This is a genomic window from Sphingopyxis sp. LARHCG72 (genome assembly GCF_052871675.1).
This window is the reverse complement of sequence record NZ_JBIXJU010000007.1, coordinates 96595-120337: the sequence shown is the minus strand read 5'-3', so window position 1 is coordinate 120337 and position 23743 is coordinate 96595. Positions and strand designations below refer to the sequence as shown.

The 23743-nt window shown below is 65.4% G+C and carries 17 protein-coding genes and 1 tRNA gene; 10 read left to right on the top strand and 8 right to left on the bottom strand.

What is annotated here, in order from left to right:
* Window positions 1-24: 24 nt before the first annotated feature.
* The 5 genes from gltB to ACIPPQ_RS16325 form a co-directional block, all read right to left on the bottom strand.
* Window positions 25-4554: a glutamate synthase large subunit gene (gene gltB, locus ACIPPQ_RS16345; RefSeq protein ID WP_446545126.1), complete on the bottom strand. Its 4530-nt coding sequence runs from the start codon at window positions 4552-4554 to the stop codon at window positions 25-27.
* A 28-nt stretch (window positions 4555-4582) separates the two neighbouring features.
* Window positions 4583-5755, bottom strand: coding sequence for a DUF2059 domain-containing protein (locus ACIPPQ_RS16340; protein WP_446545125.1), 1173 nt, complete (start codon window positions 5753-5755; stop codon window positions 4583-4585).
* A 19-nt stretch (window positions 5756-5774) separates the two neighbouring features.
* The gene (locus tag ACIPPQ_RS16335; RefSeq protein WP_446545124.1) at window positions 5775-7217 is read right to left on the bottom strand and encodes an NAD(P)-dependent oxidoreductase; all 1443 of its coding nucleotides are present in this window, start codon (window positions 7215-7217) and stop codon (window positions 5775-5777) included.
* Window positions 7218-7376: 159 nt separating this feature from the next.
* The gene (locus tag ACIPPQ_RS16330) at window positions 7377-8177 is read right to left on the bottom strand and encodes an undecaprenyl-diphosphate phosphatase (RefSeq protein ID WP_446545123.1); all 801 of its coding nucleotides are present in this window, start codon (window positions 8175-8177) and stop codon (window positions 7377-7379) included.
* Between the two features lie 10 nt (window positions 8178-8187).
* Window positions 8188-9120, bottom strand: coding sequence for a complex I NDUFA9 subunit family protein (locus ACIPPQ_RS16325; RefSeq protein ID WP_446545122.1), 933 nt, complete (start codon window positions 9118-9120; stop codon window positions 8188-8190).
* Window positions 9121-9320: 200 nt separating this feature from the next.
* Between ACIPPQ_RS16325 and ACIPPQ_RS16320 the strand changes: the two genes are divergently transcribed.
* Window positions 9321-9407, top strand: a tRNA-Leu gene (locus ACIPPQ_RS16320).
* A 74-nt stretch (window positions 9408-9481) separates the two neighbouring features.
* Here ACIPPQ_RS16320 and ACIPPQ_RS16315 read toward each other — a convergent pair.
* Both ACIPPQ_RS16315 and ACIPPQ_RS16310 read right to left on the bottom strand, forming a co-directional pair.
* On the bottom strand, window positions 9482-10171 hold the full coding sequence (locus ACIPPQ_RS16315; RefSeq protein WP_446545121.1) for a TetR/AcrR family transcriptional regulator: 690 nt from the start codon (window positions 10169-10171) through the stop codon (window positions 9482-9484).
* The gene (locus ACIPPQ_RS16310) at window positions 10168-10698 is read right to left on the bottom strand and encodes a VOC family protein (protein ID WP_446545120.1); all 531 of its coding nucleotides are present in this window, start codon (window positions 10696-10698) and stop codon (window positions 10168-10170) included. Before ACIPPQ_RS16310 ends, ACIPPQ_RS16315 begins: the two co-directional genes overlap by 4 nt.
* A gap of 313 nt (window positions 10699-11011) precedes the next feature.
* Here ACIPPQ_RS16310 and ACIPPQ_RS16305 point away from each other — a divergent pair, with 313 nt between their 5' ends.
* The 4 genes from ACIPPQ_RS16305 (at window position 11012) to ACIPPQ_RS16290 (ending at window position 16914) form a co-directional block, all read left to right on the top strand.
* Window positions 11012-13327, top strand: coding sequence for a TonB-dependent receptor (locus tag ACIPPQ_RS16305; RefSeq protein ID WP_446545119.1), 2316 nt, complete (start codon window positions 11012-11014; stop codon window positions 13325-13327).
* Window positions 13328-13381: 54 nt separating this feature from the next.
* The gene (locus ACIPPQ_RS16300; RefSeq protein ID WP_446545118.1) at window positions 13382-14590 is read left to right on the top strand and encodes an MFS transporter; all 1209 of its coding nucleotides are present in this window, start codon (window positions 13382-13384) and stop codon (window positions 14588-14590) included.
* Window positions 14591-14718: 128 nt separating this feature from the next.
* A complete protein-coding gene (locus tag ACIPPQ_RS16295; protein ID WP_446545117.1) occupies window positions 14719-15912 on the top strand; it encodes an amidohydrolase family protein in 1194 nt (397 codons plus the stop codon).
* A 96-nt stretch (window positions 15913-16008) separates the two neighbouring features.
* Window positions 16009-16914 carry a LysR family transcriptional regulator gene (locus ACIPPQ_RS16290; protein WP_446545116.1) on the top strand — a complete coding sequence of 302 codons (906 nt, stop codon included), beginning with the start codon at window positions 16009-16011 and terminating at the stop codon, window positions 16912-16914.
* On the opposite strand, the gene ACIPPQ_RS16285 is transcribed toward ACIPPQ_RS16290, so the two are convergent.
* Complete coding sequence (locus ACIPPQ_RS16285; protein WP_446545115.1) at window positions 16911-18434, bottom strand: MFS transporter; 1524 nt, start codon at window positions 18432-18434, stop codon at window positions 16911-16913. The two genes, ACIPPQ_RS16290 and ACIPPQ_RS16285, sit on opposite strands and share 4 nt — an antisense overlap.
* Window positions 18435-18561: 127 nt before the next feature.
* Between ACIPPQ_RS16285 and ACIPPQ_RS16280 the strand changes: the two genes are divergently transcribed.
* The 5 genes from ACIPPQ_RS16280 to ACIPPQ_RS16260 all read left to right on the top strand — a co-directional run bounded on the left by ACIPPQ_RS16280 (window position 18562) and on the right by ACIPPQ_RS16260 (window position 23672).
* Window positions 18562-19437 (top strand): LysR family transcriptional regulator, encoded by an 876-nt coding sequence (locus tag ACIPPQ_RS16280; protein ID WP_446545114.1) that lies wholly within the window; start codon window positions 18562-18564, stop codon window positions 19435-19437.
* A gap of 155 nt (window positions 19438-19592) precedes the next feature.
* Window positions 19593-20603 carry a Rieske 2Fe-2S domain-containing protein gene (locus ACIPPQ_RS16275; RefSeq protein ID WP_327457734.1) on the top strand — a complete coding sequence of 337 codons (1011 nt, stop codon included), beginning with the start codon at window positions 19593-19595 and terminating at the stop codon, window positions 20601-20603.
* A gap of 68 nt (window positions 20604-20671) precedes the next feature.
* Window positions 20672-21472 (top strand): acetoacetate decarboxylase family protein, encoded by an 801-nt coding sequence (locus ACIPPQ_RS16270; protein ID WP_446545113.1) that lies wholly within the window; start codon window positions 20672-20674, stop codon window positions 21470-21472.
* Window positions 21472-22341 (top strand): SDR family NAD(P)-dependent oxidoreductase, encoded by an 870-nt coding sequence (locus ACIPPQ_RS16265; protein ID WP_446545112.1) that lies wholly within the window; start codon window positions 21472-21474, stop codon window positions 22339-22341. The genes ACIPPQ_RS16270 and ACIPPQ_RS16265 overlap by 1 nt, the downstream gene beginning before the upstream one ends.
* Window positions 22335-23672 (top strand): MFS transporter, encoded by a 1338-nt coding sequence (locus tag ACIPPQ_RS16260; RefSeq protein WP_446545111.1) that lies wholly within the window; start codon window positions 22335-22337, stop codon window positions 23670-23672. Before ACIPPQ_RS16265 ends, ACIPPQ_RS16260 begins: the two co-directional genes overlap by 7 nt.
* The last annotated feature ends 71 nt before the right edge of the window (window positions 23673-23743 follow it).

The window sequence follows — 23743 nt, the reverse complement described above, 5'->3', positions numbered from 1 at the left end:
GCGTCGCCACGGGGAGGATCCGGGTTATTCGGCCGCCACCACCTCGGCTTGCGTCTCGCTCAGCGGATGCGCGAGACGGGTCAGCATTTCCTTCGGGCAGACCTGCCAGAACTGGTCCTTCCAGCGATCCCAGTCGGCGAGGACTTCGCTCGACCATTTGCTGCCGGTGGCCTGCGCATGATCTTCGACGAGTTCGCGCACCACGCCTTCCCAATGCGCGCTGTCGATCCGCTGCCAAACGATCGATTCGGCATTGGCGCGGCGTTCGAACTGGCCGTCGGTGTCGAGGATGAACGCCATGCCGCCGGTCATGCCCGCGCCGAAGTTCGAGCCGACGGGGCCGAGGATCACCGCGGTGCCGCCGGTCATATATTCGCAGCCGTTGGCGCCGCAGCCTTCGACGACCACCTTCGCGCCCGAGTTGCGGACCGCGAAACGCTCGCCCGCCTGACCCGCCGCGAGCAAGGTGCCTGCGGTCGCGCCATAGAGGACGGTGTTGCCGATGATGCTGTTGTGCTGGCTGACTAGCGGGCTCGACACGGTCGGGCGCACGACGATGCGGCCGCCCGAGAGGCCCTTGCCGACATAATCGTTCGCGTCGCCGAACACTTCCAAGGTGACGCCCTGGCAGAGGAAGGCGCCGAGCGACTGGCCCGCGGTGCCGCGCAGGCGTACCTGCACATGATTGTCGGCGAGGCCTTTCATGCCGAAGCGCGCGGTGACTTCGGCCGACAGGCGCGTGCCGACGGCGCGGTGCGTGTTGCGGACATTGTACGTCAGCTGCATGCGCTCGCCGCGCTCGAACAGCGGCTTCGCGTCGTTGAGGATCTGTGCGTCGAGGCTGTCGGGCACTGGGTTGCGGAAGTTCGGGCCCTGCGACCGGCGCTGATCGTCGGGGGCGTCGACCTTGGCGAGGATCGGGTTCAGGTCGAGGTCGTCGAGATGTTCGGCGCCGCGGCTGACCTGACGCAGCAGTTCGGTACGGCCGATCACCTCGTCGAGGCTGCGGCAACCGAGCTTGGCGAGGATTTCGCGCACTTCCTCGGCGATGAAGGTCATCAGGTTGATCACCTTCTCGGGGCTGCCCGTAAACTTCTGGCGCAGCTTCTCGTCCTGCGTGCAGACGCCGACGGGGCAGGTGTTGCTGTGGCACTGGCGCACCATGATGCAGCCCATCGCCACGAGGCTCAGCGTCCCGATGCCATATTCCTCGGCGCCGAGGATCGCGGCGATCACGATGTCGCGCCCGGTCTTGAGTCCGCCGTCGGTGCGCAGGCGGATACGGTGGCGCAGGCCGTTGAGCGTGAGGACCTGATTGACCTCGCTGAGGCCCATTTCCCACGGCGTGCCGGCATATTTGACACTCGTTTGCGGCGAGGCGCCGGTGCCGCCGGTGTTCCCCGCGACGAGGATGACGTCGGCGTGCGCCTTGGCGACGCCCGCGGCGACGGTACCGATGCCCGCCGAGCTCACGAGCTTCACGCAGACGCGCGCCTTCGGGTTGATCTGCTTGAGATCGTAGATGAGCTGCGCGAGATCCTCGATCGAATAGATGTCGTGGTGCGGCGGCGGCGAGATCAGCGTCACGCCGGGTGTCGCATGGCGCAGGCGCGCGATGAACTCGGTGACCTTGAAGCCCGGAAGCTGACCGCCTTCGCCGGGCTTGGCGCCCTGTGCGACCTTGATTTCTATCTCGTCGCACGCGCCGAGATATTCGGCGGTGACGCCGAAACGGCCGCTCGCGATCTGCTTGATGTTGCTGTTGGCGTTGTCGCCGTTCGCATAGGGGCGATAGCGTTCGCTCGCTTCGCCGCCTTCGCCCGACACCGCCTTCGCGCCGATGCGGTTCATCGCGATCGCCAGCGTCTCGTGCGCCTCGGGCGACAGCGCGCCGAGTGACATGCCGGGGGTGACGAAGCGCTTGCGGATTTCGGTGATCGCCTCGACGCTGTCGAGCGCGACCCCCTGATTGGGGTAGTTAAACTCCATCAGGTCGCGCAGATAGATCGGCGGCAGGTCGGCGACCCCGCGCGCGAATTGCAGGTAGGTCGAATAGCTGTCGGTCGCGACCGCGGTCTGGAGCAGGTGCATAAGCTGCGCCGAATAGGCGTGCGCCTCGCCGCCAGCGCGCTGGCGATAGAAGCCGCCAATGGGCAGGGTGGTGACGCGCTTGTCGAACGCCGCCTCATGCTTCTCGGTCGCGTTGATGAAGAGCGATTGATAGCCTTCGCCCGAAATCTTTGCCGGCATGCCGGGAAAGAGGTCGTTGACGAGCGCGCGGCTGAGGCCGACCGCCTCGAAATTATAGCCGCCGCGATAGGAGGAGATCACCGCGATCCCCATCTTGGCGAGGATCTTGAGCAGGCCGTCGTCGATCGCCTTGCGGAAACGCAGGCGGCAGTCGTCGAGCGACAGGTCGCCGAACAGCCCGCGCCCCTGCCGGTCGGCGATCGCCGCTTCGGTCAGATAGGCGTGCACCGTCGTCGCGCCGACGCCGACGAGAACGGCGAAGGCGTGGGTGTCGAGCACTTCGGCCGAACGGACGTTGATCGAGGCGTAGCTGCGGAGGCCCTTGCGGACGAGATGCGTGTGGACGGCGGCGGCGGCGAGCACCATCGCGACGCCGACGCGGCCGTCGCCGATATTCTGGTCGGAGAGGAAGAGTTCGGAGCGCCCGGCGCGCACGGCTTCCTCGGCCTCGCGGCGGACGCGCGCGATGGCTTCGCGCAGCGTCGATGCGTCGCCGCCCGCGGCGAAGGTGCAGTCGATGTCAGCGACCGCATCGCCGAAATAGGCGCGCAAGCGGTCCCAGTCGTCGCCGACGAGGACGGGGCTGTCGATCACGAGCACGTGGTCGCTTTGCCCCTTTTCATCGAGGATGTTCGCGAGGTTGGCGAAGCGCGTCTTCAGGCTCATCACATGCCGTTCGCGCAGAGAGTCGATCGGCGGGTTGGTGACCTGGCTGAAGTTCTGGCGGAAGAATTGCGCGACGTGGCGCGGCTTGTCGGAGATGACCGCGAGCGGCGTGTCGTCGCCCATTGAGCCGATCGCTTCCTTCGCATCCTCGACCATCGGCGACAGGATCAGCTCCATATCCTCCATGGTCAGCCCCGCGGCGACCTGGCGGCGCAGCAGCTCTGGGCGATCGAAGGAGGGCAGGCTCGACTTGCCGCCCTTCGGCAGGTCGGCCATCGTGCGGAAGCCCTTGACGCGCGAGGCATAGTCGGCGGCGTCGGCAATCTTGTCCTTGATCGCGAGATCTTCGTAGAGCGTGCCGTCGTCGAGATCGACCGCGATCATCTGGCCGGGGCCGAGGCGACCCTTCTTGCGGATGCTGGCTTCGGGCAGCAGCACCATCCCGCTTTCGGAGCCGACGACGAGCAGGTTGTCGGCGGTGAGCGTGTAGCGGAGCGGACGGAGCGCGTTGCGGTCCATGCCGGCAACCGCCCAGCGGCCGTCGGTCATCGCGAGCGCGGCGGGGCCATCCCACGGCTCCATCACGCTGGCGAGATAGCTATACATCGCGCGGTGGTTGTCGGGAACGTCGCATTCGGTCGTCCACGCCTCGGGGACGAGGATCAGCTTCGCGGTCGGCGCGTCGCGGCCGGCGCGGCACAGCGCCTCGAACACCGCGTCGAGCGCGGCGGTGTCCGATGCGCCTGCAGGGATCACCGGCTTGATGTCTTCCGAATGCTCGCCGAAGGCGAGGCTCGCCATCTTGATCTCGTGGCTCTTCATCCAGTTCTTGTTGCCGCGGATCGTGTTGATCTCGCCATTGTGCGCGAGGCAGCGGAACGGCTGCGCGAGCCACCATTGCGGGAAAGTGTTGGTCGAATAGCGCTGGTGGAAGATAGCGACCCGGCTCTCGAACAGCTTGTTCGTGAGGTCGGGGAAGAAGTCCGCGAGGCTCTCGGCAAGGAACAGGCCCTTGTAGATGATCGAGCGCGCCGACAGGCTGCAGATATAGAAGTCGGCGATCTGCGCCGCGATCACCTTTTTCTCGATGCGGCGGCGGACGAGATAGAGCTGCTTTTCGAACTCGGCGATCGATTGTTCGTCGGGCAAGGGGCCGGCGATCATGATCTGCTCGATCTCGGGGCGCGTGCGCTGCGCCTTGTCGCCGATCACCGACACATCGACCGGAACCTGGCGCCAGCCATAGATAGTGAAGCCCGCGTCGATGATCTCGGCCTCGACGATCGTGCGGCATTCCTCCTGCGCGCCCAGGTCGGTGCGCGGCAGGAAGACCATGCCGACCGCGAGGCGGTTCGGGCGCACCTTGTGCCCCGACGCCGCGATCGCATCGTCGAAGAAGCGCACCGGCAGGTCGACATGGATGCCCGCCCCATCCCCGGTCTTGCCGTCGGCGTCGACCGCACCGCGGTGCCACACGGCACGCAGCGCTTCGATCGCCGCCTCGACGACGCGGCGCGACGGCTTGCCGTCGGTCGCCGCGACCATGCCGACGCCGCAGGCATCGGATTCCATGTCGGGGCGGTACATGCCTTCGGCTTCGAGCCGCGCGTGATCGGGGGTGGGGTAGTGGGTCATCATTGTCGTTCCTGACGGGATAGGCCGGGGCCTATTCGGAGGGGGTCTTTTCCAGCCGCTCGCGCGCCTTTTCGACGGCTGCGGCTTCGGCTTCGAGATAGGCGGCTTCGAGTTCCTCGACGCGCTTGCGGTCGGCTTCGGACCAGTTGCTGCGGTCGTACTCGGTCGCCTCGACCGCGACGGCGGCATCGGCGGCGGCCTCTGCCGCGTCAGCCGCGGCTTCGGCGCCCGCCACATCGACGGCGGCGTCGACCGCTTCGGCGGCCTCGGTCGCTTCGACGCTGTCCGAATTCCACATGTCGCGCTGTTCCTTCAGCACCTTCACGTCGACCTTCATGAGCTTGGCGAGCTTCGCGAGATCCTTGTCGGTGAAGTCGGAAAGCTGCTTTTCCTTCGGCAGTTCCTTGAAATCCTTCTCGATCTCGGGCGCGCGATCGATGAACTTGGTGATCAGCGGCGGCACCGCCTTGATCACCGCGAGCATCACTTCGGGATCGGCTTGCAGCGCCATCCATTCGCTTGCGTAGATCCTGCCCGTCGGGCTCGCGAGGAAGCCATTGAGGTCAGTGAGCTGCGCGCCGGTGAACTTGCGTGCATAGGCCTTGGCAAGGCCGCTGCGCATCGGCGGTTCCATGTCGGCGAGCGCTTCGCTGATCAGCGGCTTGATCACGCGGGTGATCTGGTCTTCGCGTTCCTTGCGGTGCGGGTCGAACATGTCGGCGACCTTGCCCTTGGTCGGCTCGTCGAGTTTCGCAATCTGTTCGCTTTCGACGCCGGTCTTGATCGACAGCATCATGTCCGACTGGCCGCCGAACTCGCCCATCAGCGTCTTGAACATCTTGCCGTAGAGATTGTCGACCATCTTCTCGATGCTGCCGGCCGGGATCAGCGCCGCGGTCGTCTGCTGCGCGAGCGTCAGGCGCGCGGGGTCGATCGGCGGCAGGCTGCTCGTGTCGAACATCTTCTCGATGAGCGCGATTGCCTCGTCCATTTCCTTCTGCATCTTGGCCTTTTGCTCTTTGGCATAGGCTTCGCTGTCGAAGTCGCTGGCGGGTTCTTCTTCGACCTGCGCCGGCTCGGCCACCATCACCTCGGCGACCGGAGCTTCCTTGGCTGCTTTCTTGGGCGCGGCGTGGGCCGCAGCGCCGAACGGCAGCATGGCGACGGCACCGGCAAGCAGAATCGATTTGAACGACGGCATCATGAAATTTCCTTCCTGTTGGTCATGCTGCCCTCTTTTCGCTTTTCGCCTTCGCTTTCAACCACTTTGCCATATGGTCGCTGACATCGCGGCCGTCGCGGATGCCCCAGACGACCAGGCTGGCGCCGCGCACGATGTCGCCCGCGGCAAAAACGCCGGGCAGGCTGGTCATCATCGTCTGGTGATCGACGCGCAGCGTGCCCCAGCGTGTGACCGACAGGTCGGGCGAGCCGAACAGGTGCGGCAGTTCTTCGGGATCGAAGCCCAGCGCCTTGATCACCATGTCGGCGGGCACGTCGAACTGGCGGCCGGGATCGGCTTCGGGGCTGCGGCGCCCGCTCGCATCGGGCGCGCCGAGGCGCATGCCCGCGACCGCGACTTGCTTCACATGCTTGTCGGCGGTGAAGCTTTCGGGAGCCGAAAGCCAGACGAACTCGACGCCTTCCTCCTCGGCATTGGCGACCTCGCGCTGCGATCCCGGCATATTCTCGCGATCGCGGCGGTAGAGGCATTTTACCGATTTGGCGCCCTGCCGCACCGCGGTGCGGACGCAGTCCATCGCGGTGTCGCCGCCGCCGATGACGACGACATGCTTGCCGTGCGCGTCGAGGCGCCCGTCGTCGAACGCGGGGACGGCGTCGCCGAAGCTCTTGCGGTTCGAGGCGATCAGATAATCGAGCGCGGCGATCACGCCGTCGGCGCCATTGCCCGGCACATTGATCTCGCGCGCCTTGTAGACACCCGTCGCGATCAGGATCGCGTCGTGCTTCTGGCGGAGCGCGTCGAGCGTCGCATCTTCGCCGACCGCGAAGCCGAGGTGGAAATGGATGCCGCCCTCAACCAGCCGGTCGATACGGCGCATCACGACATCCTTTTCCAGCTTGAAGCCGGGGATGCCATAGGTGAGCAGGCCGCCCGCGCGGTCGTGCCGGTCATAGACATGAACCTCGTGCCCCGCAGCGCGCAGATATTCGGCAGCGGTGAGCCCCGCGGGACCGGCGCCGATGACGCCGACCGACTGACCGGTTGCCGCGCCCGCATGCAGCGGTTCGACCCAGCCCTCCGCCCAGGCGGTGTCGGTGATATATTTCTCGACGCTGCCGATCGTCACCGCGCCATGGCCCGAAAATTCGATGACGCAATTGCCTTCGCAGAGGCGATCCTGCGGGCAGATGCGGCCGCAAATCTCGGGCATCGTCGACGTTGCGTTCGACAGCTCATAGGCTTCGCGCAGCCGCCCCTCGGCGGTCAGGCGCAGCCAGTCGGGAATATGATTGTGGAGCGGACAATGCACCGAGCAATAGGGCACGCCGCATTGCGAGCAGCGCGCCGCCTGCGCGTCGGCGTCGGGCGCGGCGTAGCGCTCGGCGATCTCGCGAAAGTCGCGCGCGCGTTCTTCGGCGGAGCGCTTGTCCGGATAGGATTGTTCACGCCCCACAAACTGGAGCATGCGTTCGGAAGCCATGCAGTATCCCCTTCGTTGAGCGGGGAATTGCATGGGCGAAATTGGCCTGTCACGACCAAATTGCGAGTTAGGGCAGTATTGATAACCTAAAATGGAGGGTGAATTTGCCCCAAAATAGGTTCACGCAATTATCTTTCGTCTATTGATACCGTTTCGGCCCTATCTCATGCCGAGCCAGATCAGCGCGGCGACGCCGGCGATGATTCGGTACCAGGCGAACGGAGCAAAGCCGTACCGGGTCACAACCGCGAGGAAGGCCTTGATCACGGCCCAGGCGACGACGAACGAGACGAGCGAACCCACCGCGATGAGGCTGAGGTCGTTGGTCGTGATCGCGTCGCGGTGCTTGAACAGCTGGAGGATCGTCGCGCCGGTCAGCGTAGGGAGGGCGAGGAAAAAGCTGAACTCAGCCGCGGTCTTGCGGTCGACACCGAAGGACATCGCGCCGAGGATCGTCGCGCCCGACCGGCTGACGCCCGGGATCATCGCGATGCACTGAACGAGCCCGACGAGAATCGATTGCCGCGTCGACACATTCGCGACGCCGCCGACATCCCTCGTCTTTGCGAAGCGTTCGACGAGCAGGATGGCAAAGCCGCCGATGATCAGCGCCCAGGCGACGACGACGGCATTTTCGAGCAGCAGCTCGATATAATCGCCGAACGCGAGGCCGAGGACGACCGCCGGGAAAAAGGCGAGCAGCAGGTTGCGGACAAAGGCGATGGCGACCGGGTCGCGCCGGAAGAAGCCGGTGAACATCTCCCAGAAGAGTTTCCGGTACAGCACGACGATCGCAAGGATCGCGCCCGGCTGGATCGCGATGTTGAAGATCGCCCAGCGCGCGGCGTCATAACCGAGCAGCTCGGTCGCCAATATCAGGTGGCCCGTCGACGAGACAGGCAGGAATTCGGTCAATCCCTCGACAATGCCGAGGATGATCGCGGTCAGCCAGATGCCCATGTCCAATCGGTCAGGCGGTCTGTGCGAAGCGGCCGTGACGGCGATACTGGACGAGCCAGCCATCGGTAACCGCGGCGAGCGAGGTCGGCGTGATCCCAAGCTCGGCGAGCCCCGCGGCGCCGCCGGCAACGACATTGTCGTGCTGGAGCATCAGCCACTGGTCCTTGGTGATCGGCGCGAAGGGCGCCCAGCCGAATCCCGAAGCGAGCGTCGAGGCGACGAAGTCGGGTATCTCGACGAACAAGGGCGAGCGGCCGGTCGCGTCGGCGATCCAGCGAAGCAGTTCGCGCATCGTCAGCACCTGCGGACCGCCGATCTCGAACATCTTGCCGGCAGCCGCGCCGCCGAGCGCCGCGACGACCGCATCGGCGACATCGCCGACATAGGCGGGCTGGAATTTCGCGTTCGGCGCAATTACCGGGACGACCGGCGACATGCGGATGAGGCCCGCGAACCGGTTGATGAAATGATCCTCGCGCCCGAAGAGGATCGAGGGCCGCAGGATCGCGGCGTCGGCAAAGGCCGCGCGAACCGCCGCTTCGCCGTCGCCCTTGCTGCGGCCATAGGCCGACAGGCTCTCGCGATCGGCGCCGATCGCCGAGACGTGGACGAGGGCGCCGGCGCCTGCCGCTTTCGCCGCCGTCGCGACATGGCCCGCGCCGTCGGCCTGCACCGCCTGCATATCGTCGAATGCGCCGGCGAGGTTGATCACCGCGTCGCTGCCCTGCACGGCGCGCGCGACGCTGGCGGGATCGCGAACGTCGCATGCCACGAACTGCGTCTGGCCGAGGCCGCCGAGCGGTTTGAGGAAAGTCGCGGCGCGCGGGGTCCGCTGCGCGATACGGACGCGGGCGCCGCGGGCGAGCAGCCTCTGCACGACATAGCGGCCGAGGAAGCCGCCGCCGCCCAGCACCGTGATCAATTGTCCGTCGAGTTTCTGCATATCGTCCGCCTGTGATCGATTCTTTACCCGGCGCAGGGCGCGCCGCACGGCTTCCCCATGCCGCGAAGCGGGGAGGGGAGCAAGGGGGACCACGGCATTCGGGCGCAAAACCCGCGGCTTTGCGATAAAATGCACATCGCCCCTCGCACCGTTGTTGACAAGCCGATGGCCGCCCCGCTAAGCGCCCGCTCCTACCCCGTGCCCAGATGGCGGAATTGGTAGACGCACCAGCTTCAGGTGCTGGCGATCGCAAGGTCGTGGAGGTTCGAGTCCTCTTCTGGGCACCATTTACAGCCAAGCTGGATACTCACCCCGCCGGGGTGGCGATCGCCTCGAATGAGCACGCATTGCGCGCGGCCCGTCACGGTCCGGGCTTGATTTGGGCATCCTCCATGAAGCGCAGAAGATCTTCGGCGCCAACCTTGATGTAGAGCACTCGTTCGTCGGCCGGCAAGATGTTGCCGATAGCGAGCTCCGAGCAGATCTGGTCGAGGCGTGTCAGGATCAGGCGTGCGCGCACGCGTTCGGTTTTCGCGGACGAGGGGCTTTCCCTGGACGAGACATTGCGAAAGCCGCCGACGCCTGCTTCGCTCAGCATATCGATCAGCCGATCGCCATCGCTGCGGAGCCGCTGCCTGAAACCGGGCTCGAAGGTCGCGAGCTGGATGACAAGCGACGTGACAAAACCATGCTCGACATAGAGATGGGCGAGGCGGCCTAGCCAGTCCTCGAGCCCGGGCTGATCGGGGCGCGGCATCCGCGTCAGTTCGTTGTACAGCCTCTGCCAGTCGCTCTCGATCGAATCATAGATCGCGAGTGCGAGCGACAGTTTTGAATCGAAATGGGTGTAGAAGGTGGCCCGGCTCACCCCGGCGGCGGCGATCAGGTCATCGATCGTCGCGAACAGATAGGGCGTGGCGGAAAAGACGCTGGCCGCGCCCGTCAGGATCGCGGCGCGGGTCTGTTCCTTGCGTTGCTGCTGGAATCCGTTCCGTCCGCCCGCGCGCAGACTACGCGGCCGCGATGGTTTGGCGGTGGTCAAGCTTGTCATAGCTCCTCCAGATGGATCGTCGTCACCGGGTCGCTGCCGTCCCAGCTGCGCGCCGCGGCGATCCCCGCAGTGACCATCTCGCGCATCCCGGCGCCTTCGATGAATTCATAGAGGACGCCGGGATCGCCCTCGGCCTCCAGATACGCGACGCGTGTTGCGGGGTTCGATGCCTCGAACACCATCGACAATCCGCGTGCGGTGGCGTCCGCAACCGCGGCGTCCAGATCGTCGACGATCCACGCCATATGATGGATTCCGCAAAGCGGGGCGCCGTTTGCGCCGCGGTAAGGGGAGGGGGCATCGTCGACCGGCTGGATCAGCTCGATCTGGACTTCGCCCTGATAGGCGAGCGCAACGTCGATTATGACGCGGGTCGGTTGCCCCCGGTAACGCCCGTTGAGCGTCACCCCGCGAAAAACGGTCCAGGGGCCAAGGCCGAGCGCGCGCATCCGGCTGGCCAGTGACCGGTCGAGGTCGGCGACCACGAAACCGAGCTGGTCGACCGCCCCGAACATTGCATTCGCCATCGGCCCGCGTCCTTTCCCTCTATTGCCGGAACCTCCAGCGCCCGATGAGCGATTATGCCAGACTATCAGTATGGTCAATCAGTTCAATTTGCTGACAATGGCTCCGGTCTTGCGCACGGAAAAGCGGCGCAGAACGCGAAGGGTATCATTTTGGGGGCGTACGGTTATTCGCCACAGGGGTGAACAGTGTAGTTCCGATGGCGCGCTTTATCGCCTTGGAAGGTTGGTTATCGTCCCGCTCCGTAACCGGGCCAAGCGGAAGAAGCCCGAATATTGGCGGTCCAAAGAGGCCGCATTTGGAGAGGGAGGCATTATGGCATTTCGGAAAACTGCCCTTTGGGCGGTCATGGCCGCGACGGCGCTGAATTCATCGGTCGTGATGGCGCAGGAGGCAGGCGAAGGCACGGCGGCGGACAATGCCGTGCCCGCCGAGGGCGATATCGTCGTCACCGCGCAGCGGCGTGAGGAGCGGCTGGTCGATGTGCCGATCTCGGTCTCCGCGGTCAGCAGCGCGGCGATCGACCGCGCGCAGGTTCGCAACGTGGCGGACATCGCGACGATCGTGCCGAACGTCCAGATCAACGAAACGATCGGCAACAGCTTTGGCCCGCTGATCACGATCCGCGGCCTGTCGCCGTCGGCCGACACCAGCCTTGCCCGCGACCAGCCGGTGGGCCTCTATATCGACGGCGTGCCGATCGGAAAATCGACCGGTGCCGCGTTCGACACCGTCGATCTCGAACGCGTCGAAGTGCTCCGCGGACCGCAGGGTACGCTTTACGGCAAGAACACCATCGGCGGCGCGGTCAACCTGATCACGCGCAAGCCGAGCGGCGAGTTCGGCGGGCAGTTCCTCGCGGGCGCCGGAAGCTGGGGCCAGTTCAACCAGCGCCTTTCGGTCGACCTGCCGGAGGTCGCGGGCTTCAGTGCCAAGGTCGGCGTGATCACCAAGCTCGACGGCGGCTATTACCGCAACTCGCTGCGCAAGGATAATTTCGGCGAGGAAGAATTGTGGGCGGCACGCGCCGACCTTTTGTGGCGTCCGTCGGGCAGCTTCAGCGCGCTTTACAGCTATGATATTTCGGACAGCAAGGGCACGCCGAACCAGCTCGTCGCGACCGCGGTCACCGGATCGGGCGCGACCGCGTTCGTCAACGCGCTGATGGCGCCTTATGTCGTCAGCGGCCGGACGCGCGAGATCGGGGCGCAAAGTGCGCTTCGCAGCGACTATCGCACCAATGGGCATGCGCTGACGCTCGAATGGGAGCCGGGGATCGGCGACCTCACGCTCAAGTCGATCACCGCACGGCGCACCGCGATCACGCGGTCGGCGAGCGATTTCGACGGCAGCCCGCTCGACCTGCTGCGCATCATCCTCGACAATAATTACAAGCAGTTCACACAGGAATTTCAGGCGATCGGAACCGTTGGCGACTTCAAATACACGCTCGGCGCCTTCTATCTCGACGACGAATATGACGTGTATAACCCGCGCTGGAACTTCCAGTTCGGGGGCAACGCCTTCGACATCAGCGAGCGTGGGGGCAATTCGAAATCCTACGCCGGTTACGGTCAGATCGCCTGGACGCCGCAAATGCTGGACGAGAAGCTGACCGCGTCGGTCGGGCTTCGCTACACGCGCGAGTCCAAGCACGCCTATGAGTTGCTGCTGTCCAATTCGGCGTATCGCACCAATCCCGCGGCGCCGGGTTCGGGTGTGTTCCTGCGCGATGCGAACGGCAATCCGGTGACCCGCAGCGGCGGGCCCGCCGCCGGGGCGCGGCCGGGCGCGGGCGGCATCGGCTACACCGACCTCAGTCCGCTCGAAAATTCGGGGGTGTGGAAACGCTTCAACCCCGAATTCAACATCCTCTACAAGATCCAGCCCGATTTCTCGGTCTATGCGCGCGTCGCGACGGGGTTCAAGAGCGGCGGGATCAACGATACCGCGGCGACCAACACCGCTTTCATGACGGCCTATAATCCCGAGAAGCTGACTTCGTTCGAGCTCGGCATGAAATATGCGGGACTCGGCAACGCGCTCAACCTGAGCGCCGCGGTCTATCATTCGATCTACAAGGATTTCCAGGCCGGCGTGTTCGTGCCCTCGCTGGTGACGACGAACATCATCAATGCGGGCAAGGCGAAATTCACCGGCTTCGAGGTCGAAGGAACGCTGCGCCCGGTCGACGGCTTCACGATCAATTTCGGTGGCGGCTATGTCGATGCGCGCTACACCGATTTCATCCTGCCCGACGGCACCGATGTGACCGACACCTATGTCCTCTCGCGCGTGCCGAAGTGGAATTACCAGGTCGGGGCGCTCTATCGCCACGATGTCGGTCCGGGCCGGCTGGAGGCGAGCCTGAACTATAGCTGGCGCAGCAGCCAATATTCGTCGATCACCCCCGACCCGCTCGCGAAGATGCCGTCCTACGGGTTGCTCGACGGGCGCATCGCGCTCGCCGGGATCGAGCTTGGCGGTGGCACGACGGCCGAACTCGCGCTGTGGGGCAAGAATCTGACCGACAAGGAATATAAGGTCAGCGCGATCAACCTCGGCGTGCTGACGCTCGGCCAGTACGGCGATCCGCGCAGCTTCGGCGGAGAGCTGCGCATCCGCTTCTGATCGGCGGGTCCGGTGCCGGCGCTTTCGTCCCCGTCGTCGATGGGGTCACGATGGGTGCTGCCCTTTCTGGGGGCAGTGACCTTTCTGACCGCCATCGGCAACATCGGCCTCGTGTCGGTGATGCCGGCGATCGGCCGGATGCTGCGCATCCCCGATTTCCTCGTCGCGGGTATCTTTTCGGTCTCGGCGCTGACCTGGGCGGTCAGTTCGCCCTTCTGGGTGTCGCGGATCGGGCGCGCGGGGCCGGCCTTCTATATCCGGGCGGGCCTTGTCGGCTTCGTGCTTTCGATGGGCGGCTGCGCGCTGGCGGTCGAGCTCGGCCTGCTGGCCATCCTGCCGCCGCTCGCGACCTTCGGCTGCTTCGCTCTGTTACGGTCCATCTATGGCTTGCTGGGGTCCGCGGCGGCGACCGCGACGCAGGCGCTCGTCGCGGCGCGGACCGAGGGCGCGCAGCGTACGCACGCGATCGCCGGCCTCGCGGGCGCGCTCAGTCTCGGGACGATCATCGGCCCCGCGATCGCGCCGGCGCTGATGATCGACCCCTTGGGGCCGCTCGGGCCGATGCTCGGCTTCGCGCTGCTCGGCGCGCTGGCGCTCGCGGGATCGTGGTTTTTCCTGCCCGCCGCCTCGCCGATGACCGCGGCCGCATCGAGCGACCCGAACGCGCCGACCATGTCCGATGTCTGGCGCAGCAGTGCGATCGGGCGGTACCTCAATTTCGGGCTGCTCCTCTGTTCGGCGCAGGCGATCAACCTCTACACGATCGGCTTCGTGATCATCGACCGGATGCCCCCGGGGGCCGCGGCCGCGCAACAGATGATCGGCATCGCGATGACTGCGGGTGCGATTTCCGCGCTGCTCGCCCAATGGGGTTTGGTGCGATTGATGTCGCTGTCGCCGCGGACGATGATGCGCACGGGCGCGGCGCTGGCGTGCGCCGGCAATGCAGCCGCGATGCTCGGCGGCGTCTGGACGGCGGCGGCCGGCTTCGCGCTCGCGAGCTTCGGCTACGGGCTGGCGCGGCCGGGTTTCAGCGCCGCGGCGTCGCTCGCGGGATCGGCGAAGGAGCAGGTTGGCATCGCCTCCGCCATCACGCTGATCGCGGGCGCGTCGATCACGCTGCCACCGATTCTCGCGTCGATGGCCTATCAGGGCTGGCGGCCCGCGCCCTTCGCGATTGCGGCGGCGATCTGCGCTGCCTTGCTGCTCGACCATCTGGCCCGGCCGCTATCCGATGCGGCCATTGTTCATGACGAGCGATAGTGCGTTGCCGCCGGGCCGCTTTTTCCCGCGCGCGAAGCGCATAGTGTCGGACCATCGTCATGCGCCCGATCCGCCCCGCGAGAGTGGCCGGGCAGGGCGCGCATGAAAGAATGAAGCGGAGAGGAAATATGGATCGTTATCTTGTCATTTCGTCGGACGGCCACGTCGGCCTCCCGCCCGAGCGTTATCGCGACTATCTCGAATCGAAATATCACCAGCAGTTCGACGAGACCGTCCAGCTCGAGATCAAGGCGCGCGAAGAGCATGAAAAGCGCTTCCTCATCGACGACTTCAACACCAAGTGGCGCGCGCGCGTCGGCGACGGGCTCGAAGGCGCGTGGGACGGCACGATCCGCAACCGCGTGCTCAACCAGGACGGGGTCGCGGCCGAGGTGCTGTTCCCCGACGGCATCACCGAACGCAATGCGCCGCCGTTCGGCGCCGACATCGGGCTGAAGCCCAATGCGGCGCGCGCCGAGCTGCAATGGGCGGGCGCGCGTGCGCACAACCGCTGGCTCGCCGAGTTCTGCCAGGACGATCCGCATCGCCGCATCGGCCTCGCGGTCATTCCCGCGCTCTACGATCTCGACGAAACCGCGAAGGAGATCGAATGGGCGCGCAAGAACGGGCTCAAGGGCGTGTTCTTCCCCGCGCTGACCGAGGGGTACGACCTCTACAATCACACCAAATATCACCGCATCTGGGCGATGCTCCAGGACTATAACATGCCGCTGCATTTCCATTCGGGAGGTGCGCCAGCCTATGACACGACGCAGCCCGGCTGGATCGGCACCTATCTGTGCGAATTCGCCTTCTGGATGACGCGGCCGCTGTGGTCGATGACCTTTGGCGGGGTGTTCGAGGAATATCCGCAGCTCAAGGTCTGCTTCACCGAGGCGGGCGGCGAATTCTGGTTCCCGTGGGTGATGCAGCTGATGGATATCCGCGCCTCGGCGAAGCACACGAGCGGCAAGCTCGGCGATTATTATGCCAATATGAGCATGAAGCCGAGCGAGTATTTCGCGCGCAACGTGTGGGTCGGCTGTTCGGCGCTGCCCGACGAGGAAACGACGCAGGCCTATTACGACATCGGCGTCGATCGTATCCTGTGGGGCACCGACTATCCGCACCCCGAAGGCACCTGGCCGAGCACGCTCGAAAAGATGACGGTCAGCCTCGGCGGCCTGCCCGACGACGATATCCAGGCGATGCTCGGGATCAACGCGCTCGATGTCTATGACGTCGACGCCGACGCGCTGTGGAAGGTCGCGGGCGAAATCGGTCCGCGCCGCGAACTGTTCGTCAAGCAGGCGGCGGAATGAGCGAGACGAGCCCTTCCCCTTAGGGGGAGGGGCTTGTAGTCAATTGCATTCGGGCGCCTGCTTGATAGAGCATCCCGGCCTTTTGGGGATGGGATGATGTCGAGCTGGCGCGGAATCGAGGAATTTCTGGCGGTTGTCGAGCAGGGCAGCTTCACTGCCGCGGGCGATCATCTGGGGGTCTCCAAATCCTATATCAGCAAGACGGTGCATGAACTGGAGGAGCGGCTGGGGGTCCAGTTGCTCGTCCGCACCACGCGCCGCCTGTCGCTGACCGGTGCGGGCGAAAGCTTCCACCGCGAATGCGCCGATCTGCAAACGCGCCTCAGCGAGGTCGAAAAACAGGTCGGCCGCTACAGCACCGAACCCGTCGGGCGCTTGCGCGTGGGGCTCAGCGATATTTTCGGGTCGGATTTCATGTCGGCGCTGCTCGCCGAATTCAGCACCGAGCATCCGGGGATCGTGATCGAGCCGATCGCCTATCTCAACGAGAACGAGATCGTGCAGGAGCGGTTCGACGTCGTCATCCGCTACGGCGTCCTGCCCAATTCGAACCTGCGCGCACGCACCTTCGGCTATCTCTCATATTGCCTGTGCGCCGCGCCCGAATATGTCGCCGCGCGCGGCTGGCCCGAAACGCCGCAGGGCCTGCTCGAGCACGACTGCCTGACCGATCTCAGCGCGACGATGAGCTTCAACGAGGATGTCAGCGTCAAGGTCAATCCGCGCTGGATGAGCAACAGCGGCATCGCGCTGCGCAGCGCGGCGCGGAAAGGGCTCGGCATCGCGAGCCTGCCGGTCAGCATCGTGCGCCAGGACCTTGCCAGCGGCGGGATGCTCGCGCTGGACGCCGAATGGTCCTTTTACGACCGCAAATGCTGGGTCGTCTATTCGCCGGGGATCATGTCGGTCGCGACGCGCGCCTTCATCGACTATCTGGTCCGTCAATTCTCCCGTGTGAAGGTGCGCCCGTCGATGGCGGCGTCGCTCGCGGCGCGATATTAGAGCGCATAGCCGTTACCGGTTCCGTCGTCGGGGCAAAGGCGAGGGGCTTCGCGTCGGAAGAGGGCGAAACTCAAAATAGCCAGGAGCAAGGCGCCTGCGCCTCCATAGATCATGACGAGGCCGAAGCCGGCGGTGAGCCCGTGCTGCACGGCCGCCTCCGGCAGGTTGCCGATCGCCTGACCGGCTGCGACCGCTTCCGCCGCCGTCCGCAGCCCGGCGATTTCGACACCGTTCGGCGCGGCGCGTTGCAGCGCCGCGGCGATTCCTTCGACGAGAATGATGCCCATGAGTGCGATGTTCACAGCCAGTGTGATCAGCCGCGCGCTCATGTCGATACCCGACGCCATGCCGGCCCGGCTTGGGGGAACCGATGCTGTCGTCGTGTTGGTCACCGGCGTATTGGTGATACCGATCCCGATGCCTGCGAGAAGCAGGCCCGGCAACATCGTCTGCCAGCCCGGCTCCGCCGCGACGCTGCCGAGCTTCATGGCGACAAAGCCGAGCCCGATCGTGGCGAGGCCGGACGGAATGACGACGCCCGCCCCGTATCGCAGCGACAGGCGCTCGCCCAGCGGGGGAAAGACCAGCGCCGGCAATGTGTAGGCGAGCAGGCACAGGCCGGTAGCAAGCGTGTCATAGCCGAGGCCGGTCTGGAGATAGATCGGCAGGTAGATCATGAAAGGCCAATAGCTGACGTTCATCGCGATGCAGCCGAGGATCGCGCCCGAAAAGCTGAGGTTCCGAAAGACGGAAAAATCGAACATCGGATGCGCCTGTCGCCGCTCGACAAACAGGAATGCGGCGAAACAGATGGCCGTGGGGGCCGCGATCGCGATCGAAGCGGACAGACCAAGCGTCGCGCCCTGCGTGATGAGATAGACAAGGCCGAATACCGCCAGCGAAAGCGTCAGGATTCCCGCCAGGTCGAGGTGGCTCGCGTCGGGGTCGCGCGATTCGACTATCGTGCCCGCCGCGATCGCCAGTGTCAGGAGCGCGAGCGGAAGATGGACAAGAAATATCCATTGCCAGCCGGCCAGCGCGATCGTCGCGCTCCCGACGAGCGGACCGAAACCAAGGCCGATTCCCGAAACGACACCCCAGATCGCAAAGGCGCGGCCCCGTTCGCGCGCATCCTGAAACTGGTGCGAGAGAAGGGCGATCGAACAGATCAGCATCGCCCCGCCGGCGAGGCCCTGAAGCAGCCGGCCCGCGATGAGCAGCGCCATATTGTCGGCGAGGCCGCAAAGCGCCGAAGTGACGCCGAAGGCTGCCACGCTGATCATGAAGATGCGCTTGCGGCCAAAGCGATCGGCCAGCGTGCCGGTGGCCATCAGTACGGTCGTGCAGGCGAGGGTATAGGCATTCATGACCCATTGCAGTTCCTGGAAGTCGCCGTGAAGCACCGCCTCGAGGCTTGGGAGGATCACCGGGACGCTCGTGATTTCGAGGCCGAACATCAGCGCACCGAGGCACACCGCGAACAGCGCGAGCGCGTTTTTGCGGGCAGGGGATAGGATCATGGAGGCGGCACCTTTCGAGCGGCCGGGTCCGTCTGCCCGGCAGGCGCGCTATCTGGGGAGAGGCAAGAAATAACGGAAATGATTTTATTTTGTAGAATTCATAATCATCTATAATTAATTGGCCGTCATGGACATCGATCCGGTCCTTCTGCGGGCATTCGTCGCGGTCAGCGAGACGGGCGGCTTCACGCGCGCCGCGCGGCGGTTGAATCTCACCCAGCCCGCGGTGAGCCACCAGATCCGGCGCCTCGAGGAGCAGGTGGGACGGGCACTGATCCGCCGGACGACACGCCGGCTGATCCTGACCGACGACGGCGAAGACTTCCTGTCGCACGCGCGCCAGATCCTCGCCAGCCTCGACGCGCTGGCGCAACGCTTCCGGCCCTCGTCGGTGACGGGCGCCGTGCGCTTCGGCGCGCCGGAGGCGTTCATGGGCGAGCGACTGCCGGCGCTGCTCTGCCAATTTTCGCGCGCTTTTCCCGCGGTGCGGCTCGATGTTCATGTCAGCACCTATCTCGACCTCAGCACCATGATCGCAGCCGAAGAGCTGGATCTTGCCGTCGTGCTTTCCACTGCCGGGGGCGAGAATGGCGGTATCCCTTTGCGGCGGGCGGAGTTCGGGTGGGTCGCGGCCGACAATTTCCTGTTGCCAGACGGCGCGTCGCTGCCGCTCGCCTTCCATCCCCCGAATTGTATCAACCGGCTGATGGGGGTTGCCGCGCTCGAAGCGACATCGATCGACTGGCACATCGCCTTTACCTCGCCGAGCGAGCAGGGCATCCGCGCGGCGGTCCGATCGGGACTGGCGGTCGCGGTGCTGACGCGCAGCGAGCTCGAACCCGGAATGCGCCTGCTCGACGGCGATTATGGCCTTCCCGTCCTGCCCAGCGCTGATTTCATGCTGATCCGCAGTGGGGGCGCGGCATCCCCCGCGGCGCGCGCCTTCGGCGAAATGCTCGTCGCCATGGAGGCGCCGGGGATACCGGTGGACACCGGGCTTTGATCGGTCGCGAATAGGGGCTTCGGGCGCCCACCCAGCCTCATTGTTCGTCACGAAGCACAAACTGTACGCCATTTGGGTCTTACCTCGCGCAGCGCAATCGATACACTCGCCCGACAAGAGCCGCCCGGAAAGGACGGCCATCCGGGAGACTGACAGTGCCACAGGTTGAACGCTTTCCCATGCCCATCCCCTATGGCTGGTTCGGGGTCGGCTATGGTGCCGAGCTAGGCGTCGGCGATGTCCGGCCGGTCCATTATTTCGGGCGCGACCTCGTGCTCTTCCGCAACGAGAGCGGTGAGGCGGGGCTGCTCGATGCCTATTGCCCGCATCTTGGCGCACATATGGGACATGGCGGCACAGTGGAGGGCGACAGCCTGCGCTGTCCCTTCCATCACTGGGCGTTCCGCCCCGACGGCTTCTGCAGCAAGATTCCTTATGCCAAGGCCTTTCCGCCGCGCGCGAAGCGCGAGCCGTTGGCCAAATCCTATCCGGTGACCGAAAGCAGCGGCGTGATCTGGGCCTGGTATCATCCCGACGATGTCGCCCCAATGTTCGACGTCATCGACTATCCCGAATTCACCGACCCGGCCTTCGCCGAACCGGTCAAACGCGAATGGCGCTTTGCCAGCAACCCCCAGGAGATTGCCGAAAACGGCGTCGACGTCGCGCACTTTGCCTATGTCCACGCGATGGACGCGGTGCCCGAGGGCGAGACCGATTATGAGGGCGTCCGGCGGCGTAGCGTCGCGCGCGGTCACCGCACGATCGACCTGCCGACGGGCGAGCGCAAGCAGCTCCCTTATTCGGTCGAAACGGTTCAGAACGGCGCGGGGCAGAAATTCACGCGGCTGAGCGGGCTCGTCGAGCTGTCGCTCCTCGTGATCGCGACGCCGGTCGAGGCCGACGATGTCGAGCTGCGCTTCTGCTTCACCCACCCCAAGGTCGCGCCGGGTTCGCCTGAGGAAAAGGCGATCGAGGCGGCGATCGAGAATACATGCGGGCAGAAGGGCGTCGAGGGCGACATTCCGATCTGGCACAACAAGATCCACCGTGCGCGCCCGTATCTGTGCGACGGCGACGGCCCGATCCTGCGCTTCCGCCGCTATTTCGAGCAATTTTACGCCGACGGGCCCGACGGAAGCCGCCTCGTCGAAGCGGCCGAATAACAGCCCATTTTCATTCCATGCGGATCGATCCGCTTACTGCGCCCGCGGGCGCCATCGGGAGAGTTGCGATGTCGAGATTGCGTTATGTTCAGGGACCCGTCGAAACGCGCGCGCCGGGGATGCTCAAGAATACCGTCTATGGCATCCGCGCCACCTATGAAACCGATCCCGAAGTGATCGCGGCGCTGCTGCCGCAGCCGCTCGTCGCGGTCGAACGCCCCGAAATCTGGTTGCAGATGGTCCATGTCGCGATGCATGTGACCGAAACCGACACCGTCGAGATCGGCGCGCTCACCGTCGGGGTCAATTGCACGCATGAAGGCGCGCCGGGCGCCTATTGCTTCCACATGGCGATGGAGGGCGAGACCGTCGTCACCTCGGGCCGCGAGCGTTTCGGTGAGCCCAAGAAGATCGCCGAGACGCATTTCGAGCGCAACGGTGACCATCTGCGCGCGACCTGCTCGCGCCACGGCGTCGCCTATTTCGAGATCGAGGGCACGATCGGCGAGGCGATCGACGCGCCGCTGACCTTCGAGGAACATCTCTTCTGCTACAAGGGCATGCCGTCGATCGACACGCCGGGCCAGTTCGACGGCGACGTGTTCCTCACCCGCCTCAACTGGCAGCGCAACTATAGCGGGCGCCGCGCCATGACGGGGACGATCACCTTGCGTGAATCGGCATACGACCCGCTCGCCGACATCCCCGTCCGCTGCCTAGTCGGTATGGAATATGTCGAGGGCGGCACCGCGACCGGCGGCACGCTGCTGCGCAAGGTCCCCGGCGAATGGATCGCGCCGCACTGGGTCGGGCGCCACGACGACCCGCGCAACACCGGCCTCGAACTCGGCGCACGGAAGGCCGCCTGATGCAGGATTTTTCGGGCCGGGTGGCCGTGGTTACCGGCGGGGCGAGCGGGGTCGGCAAATGCCTGTGCGCCGACCTCGCTCGCGCCGGCGCGCATGTCGTGATCGCTGACATCGATCCGGCGCGGCTCGAAGCGGTGCGCACCGAGATCGACGCACTGGGCAGCGGCGAGGTGCTCGCGATCGCGTGCGACGTGACGAAAGAGGCGTCGGTGCGGGCGCTCGCCGATCAGGTGTTCGACCATTTCGGCACCGTGCACCTGCTGTTCAACAATGCCGGCGTCGGGTTGGGCGAGGCGCAGCGCAAGATCTGGACCCTGCCGCTCAGCGACTGGCGCTGGGGGATCGACGTCAATGTGCTCGGCGTCGTCCACGGGATCGCGGCGTTCGTGCCGCGGATGATCGAGGCGGGCGAAGAGGGGGTGGTGATCAACACCAGCTCGACCAACGGCGGACTCCGTTCGCTTCCCAATACGCCGATCTATGCTGCGACCAAGGCCGCGGTCACGAGCATTTCCGAAGTTCTGCACCAGCAGCTTTTGCGGGAAGGCGGCAAGCTGCGTGCGGCTGTCCTTTTCCCGGGTCCGCATACGGTCAACACCGCAATCATGGCTTCGGGCGAAGTCCGCCCCGCGGATTATGTGGAGAATGAGGCGCAGACGAAGGTCGCCTATCGCACGATGGAGGATCTGGTCCGCACGACCGGGCTCCAACTCAAACTCACCGAGCCCGGCGAGGTTTCGGCCTTCGCGCTTGACGGCGTGCGCGCGGGGCGCTTCTGGCTGTTGCCGGAGAGCGGGGAGAATGATGTGCTGATCGCGGCGCGCACCGAACAGATATTGGCGCGGCGGGATCCGCCCTCGGCATGGTGACCGCGGCGGCGTCCGATACACCGGTGGTAGGCGCTGCGCCCTCTCGCGGCGTCTATCGCTGGTTCGTCGTCGCGATCCTGTTCATCGGCTATTGCTTCAGCGCGATCGACGCGCGTGTGCTGACCTTGATGGTCGAGCCGATCCAGCGCGACCTGAACCTCAGCGATTTCGAAATCAGCCTGCTCCAGGGCTTTGCCTTTTCGCTTCTCTACAGCATCGCCGCGCTGCCCATCGGCCGCTTTGTCGACCGTACCAAAAGGCGCGCGACGCTGATCGTGTGGGGGGTGCTGTTCTGGTCGGCGATGACCGCCGCCTGCGGCTTTACCAGCAGTTTCATCGGCCTCTTCCTCGCGCGCGTCGGCGTCGGGGTGGGTGAGGCGACGCTCAGCCCGACTGCCTATTCGCTGATCAGCGACTATTTCGAACGGCGCCGGCGGGCGCTGGCTATCAGCTTCTATGCGATCGGCTATCCGATCGGCGGCGGCCTTGCGCTGTTGATCGGCGGCTGGCTGCTCGCGCGTTTCACGAAAGCCGGCGGTGCGACACTGCCTTGGCTCGGCAGTTTCGAACCGTGGCAGATGGTGTTCCTGTGCGTTGCGGCGCCCGGATTGATCGTCGCCGCGCTGATGATGATGATCCGCGAGCCGGCGCGGCAGGAACTGGCGGCGAACCTGTCGGTGCAAAGCAGCCTGCGCGAAGGGTTCGACTATATTTCGGAGCGCTGGGCGCTGTTCGGATCGCTGATCGGCTCCCTCGCCCTGATTGCGCTTCTGGCGATCGGCACCGCGCTGTGGTTCCCGACCTTCCTGATCCGCAGCTATGGCATGAGCCCGGCCGAGGTCGGCATGTCTTACGGGATGATCATGCTGACCTGCGGCACCGTCGGTACGCTGTCGGGTGGTTGGCTCGCGGGACGGTTGATGCAGGGCGGCCGCGCCGACGCCAATATGCGCGTCGTGCTGATCGCCACCGTGCTGAAGGGCGTACCGCTCATCATCGCGCCGTTGATGCCGACCGCCTTCCTGTCGCTGACGATGATGGCGATCGGCACGCTGATCGGGCAGGCGTCGCAAGGCGTGATGCTGACGGCGATCCAGGATGTGACGCCCAATCAGCTGCGCGGACAGGTCACCGCCATCTCGCTCCTGTGCGTCAATCTGGTCGGGATGGGGCTCGGCGCCAGCGTCATCGCCGCGATCACCGATTTCGGCTTCGGCGACCAGGCGGCGCTCGGCTATTCGATCGCGATCGCCGGTGCGGTCGTGCTGCCGCTGATCGTCGCGTTGCTGCTGGTGGCGCTGCCGCATTATCGGCGCGCGGTGGAGGGCTGACGCGCGCGGCCGCATGTCGCGATATGGTCCGTTTGAGTGATGTGGGCTCCGCTCGGGCCGCCTAGGAGGGC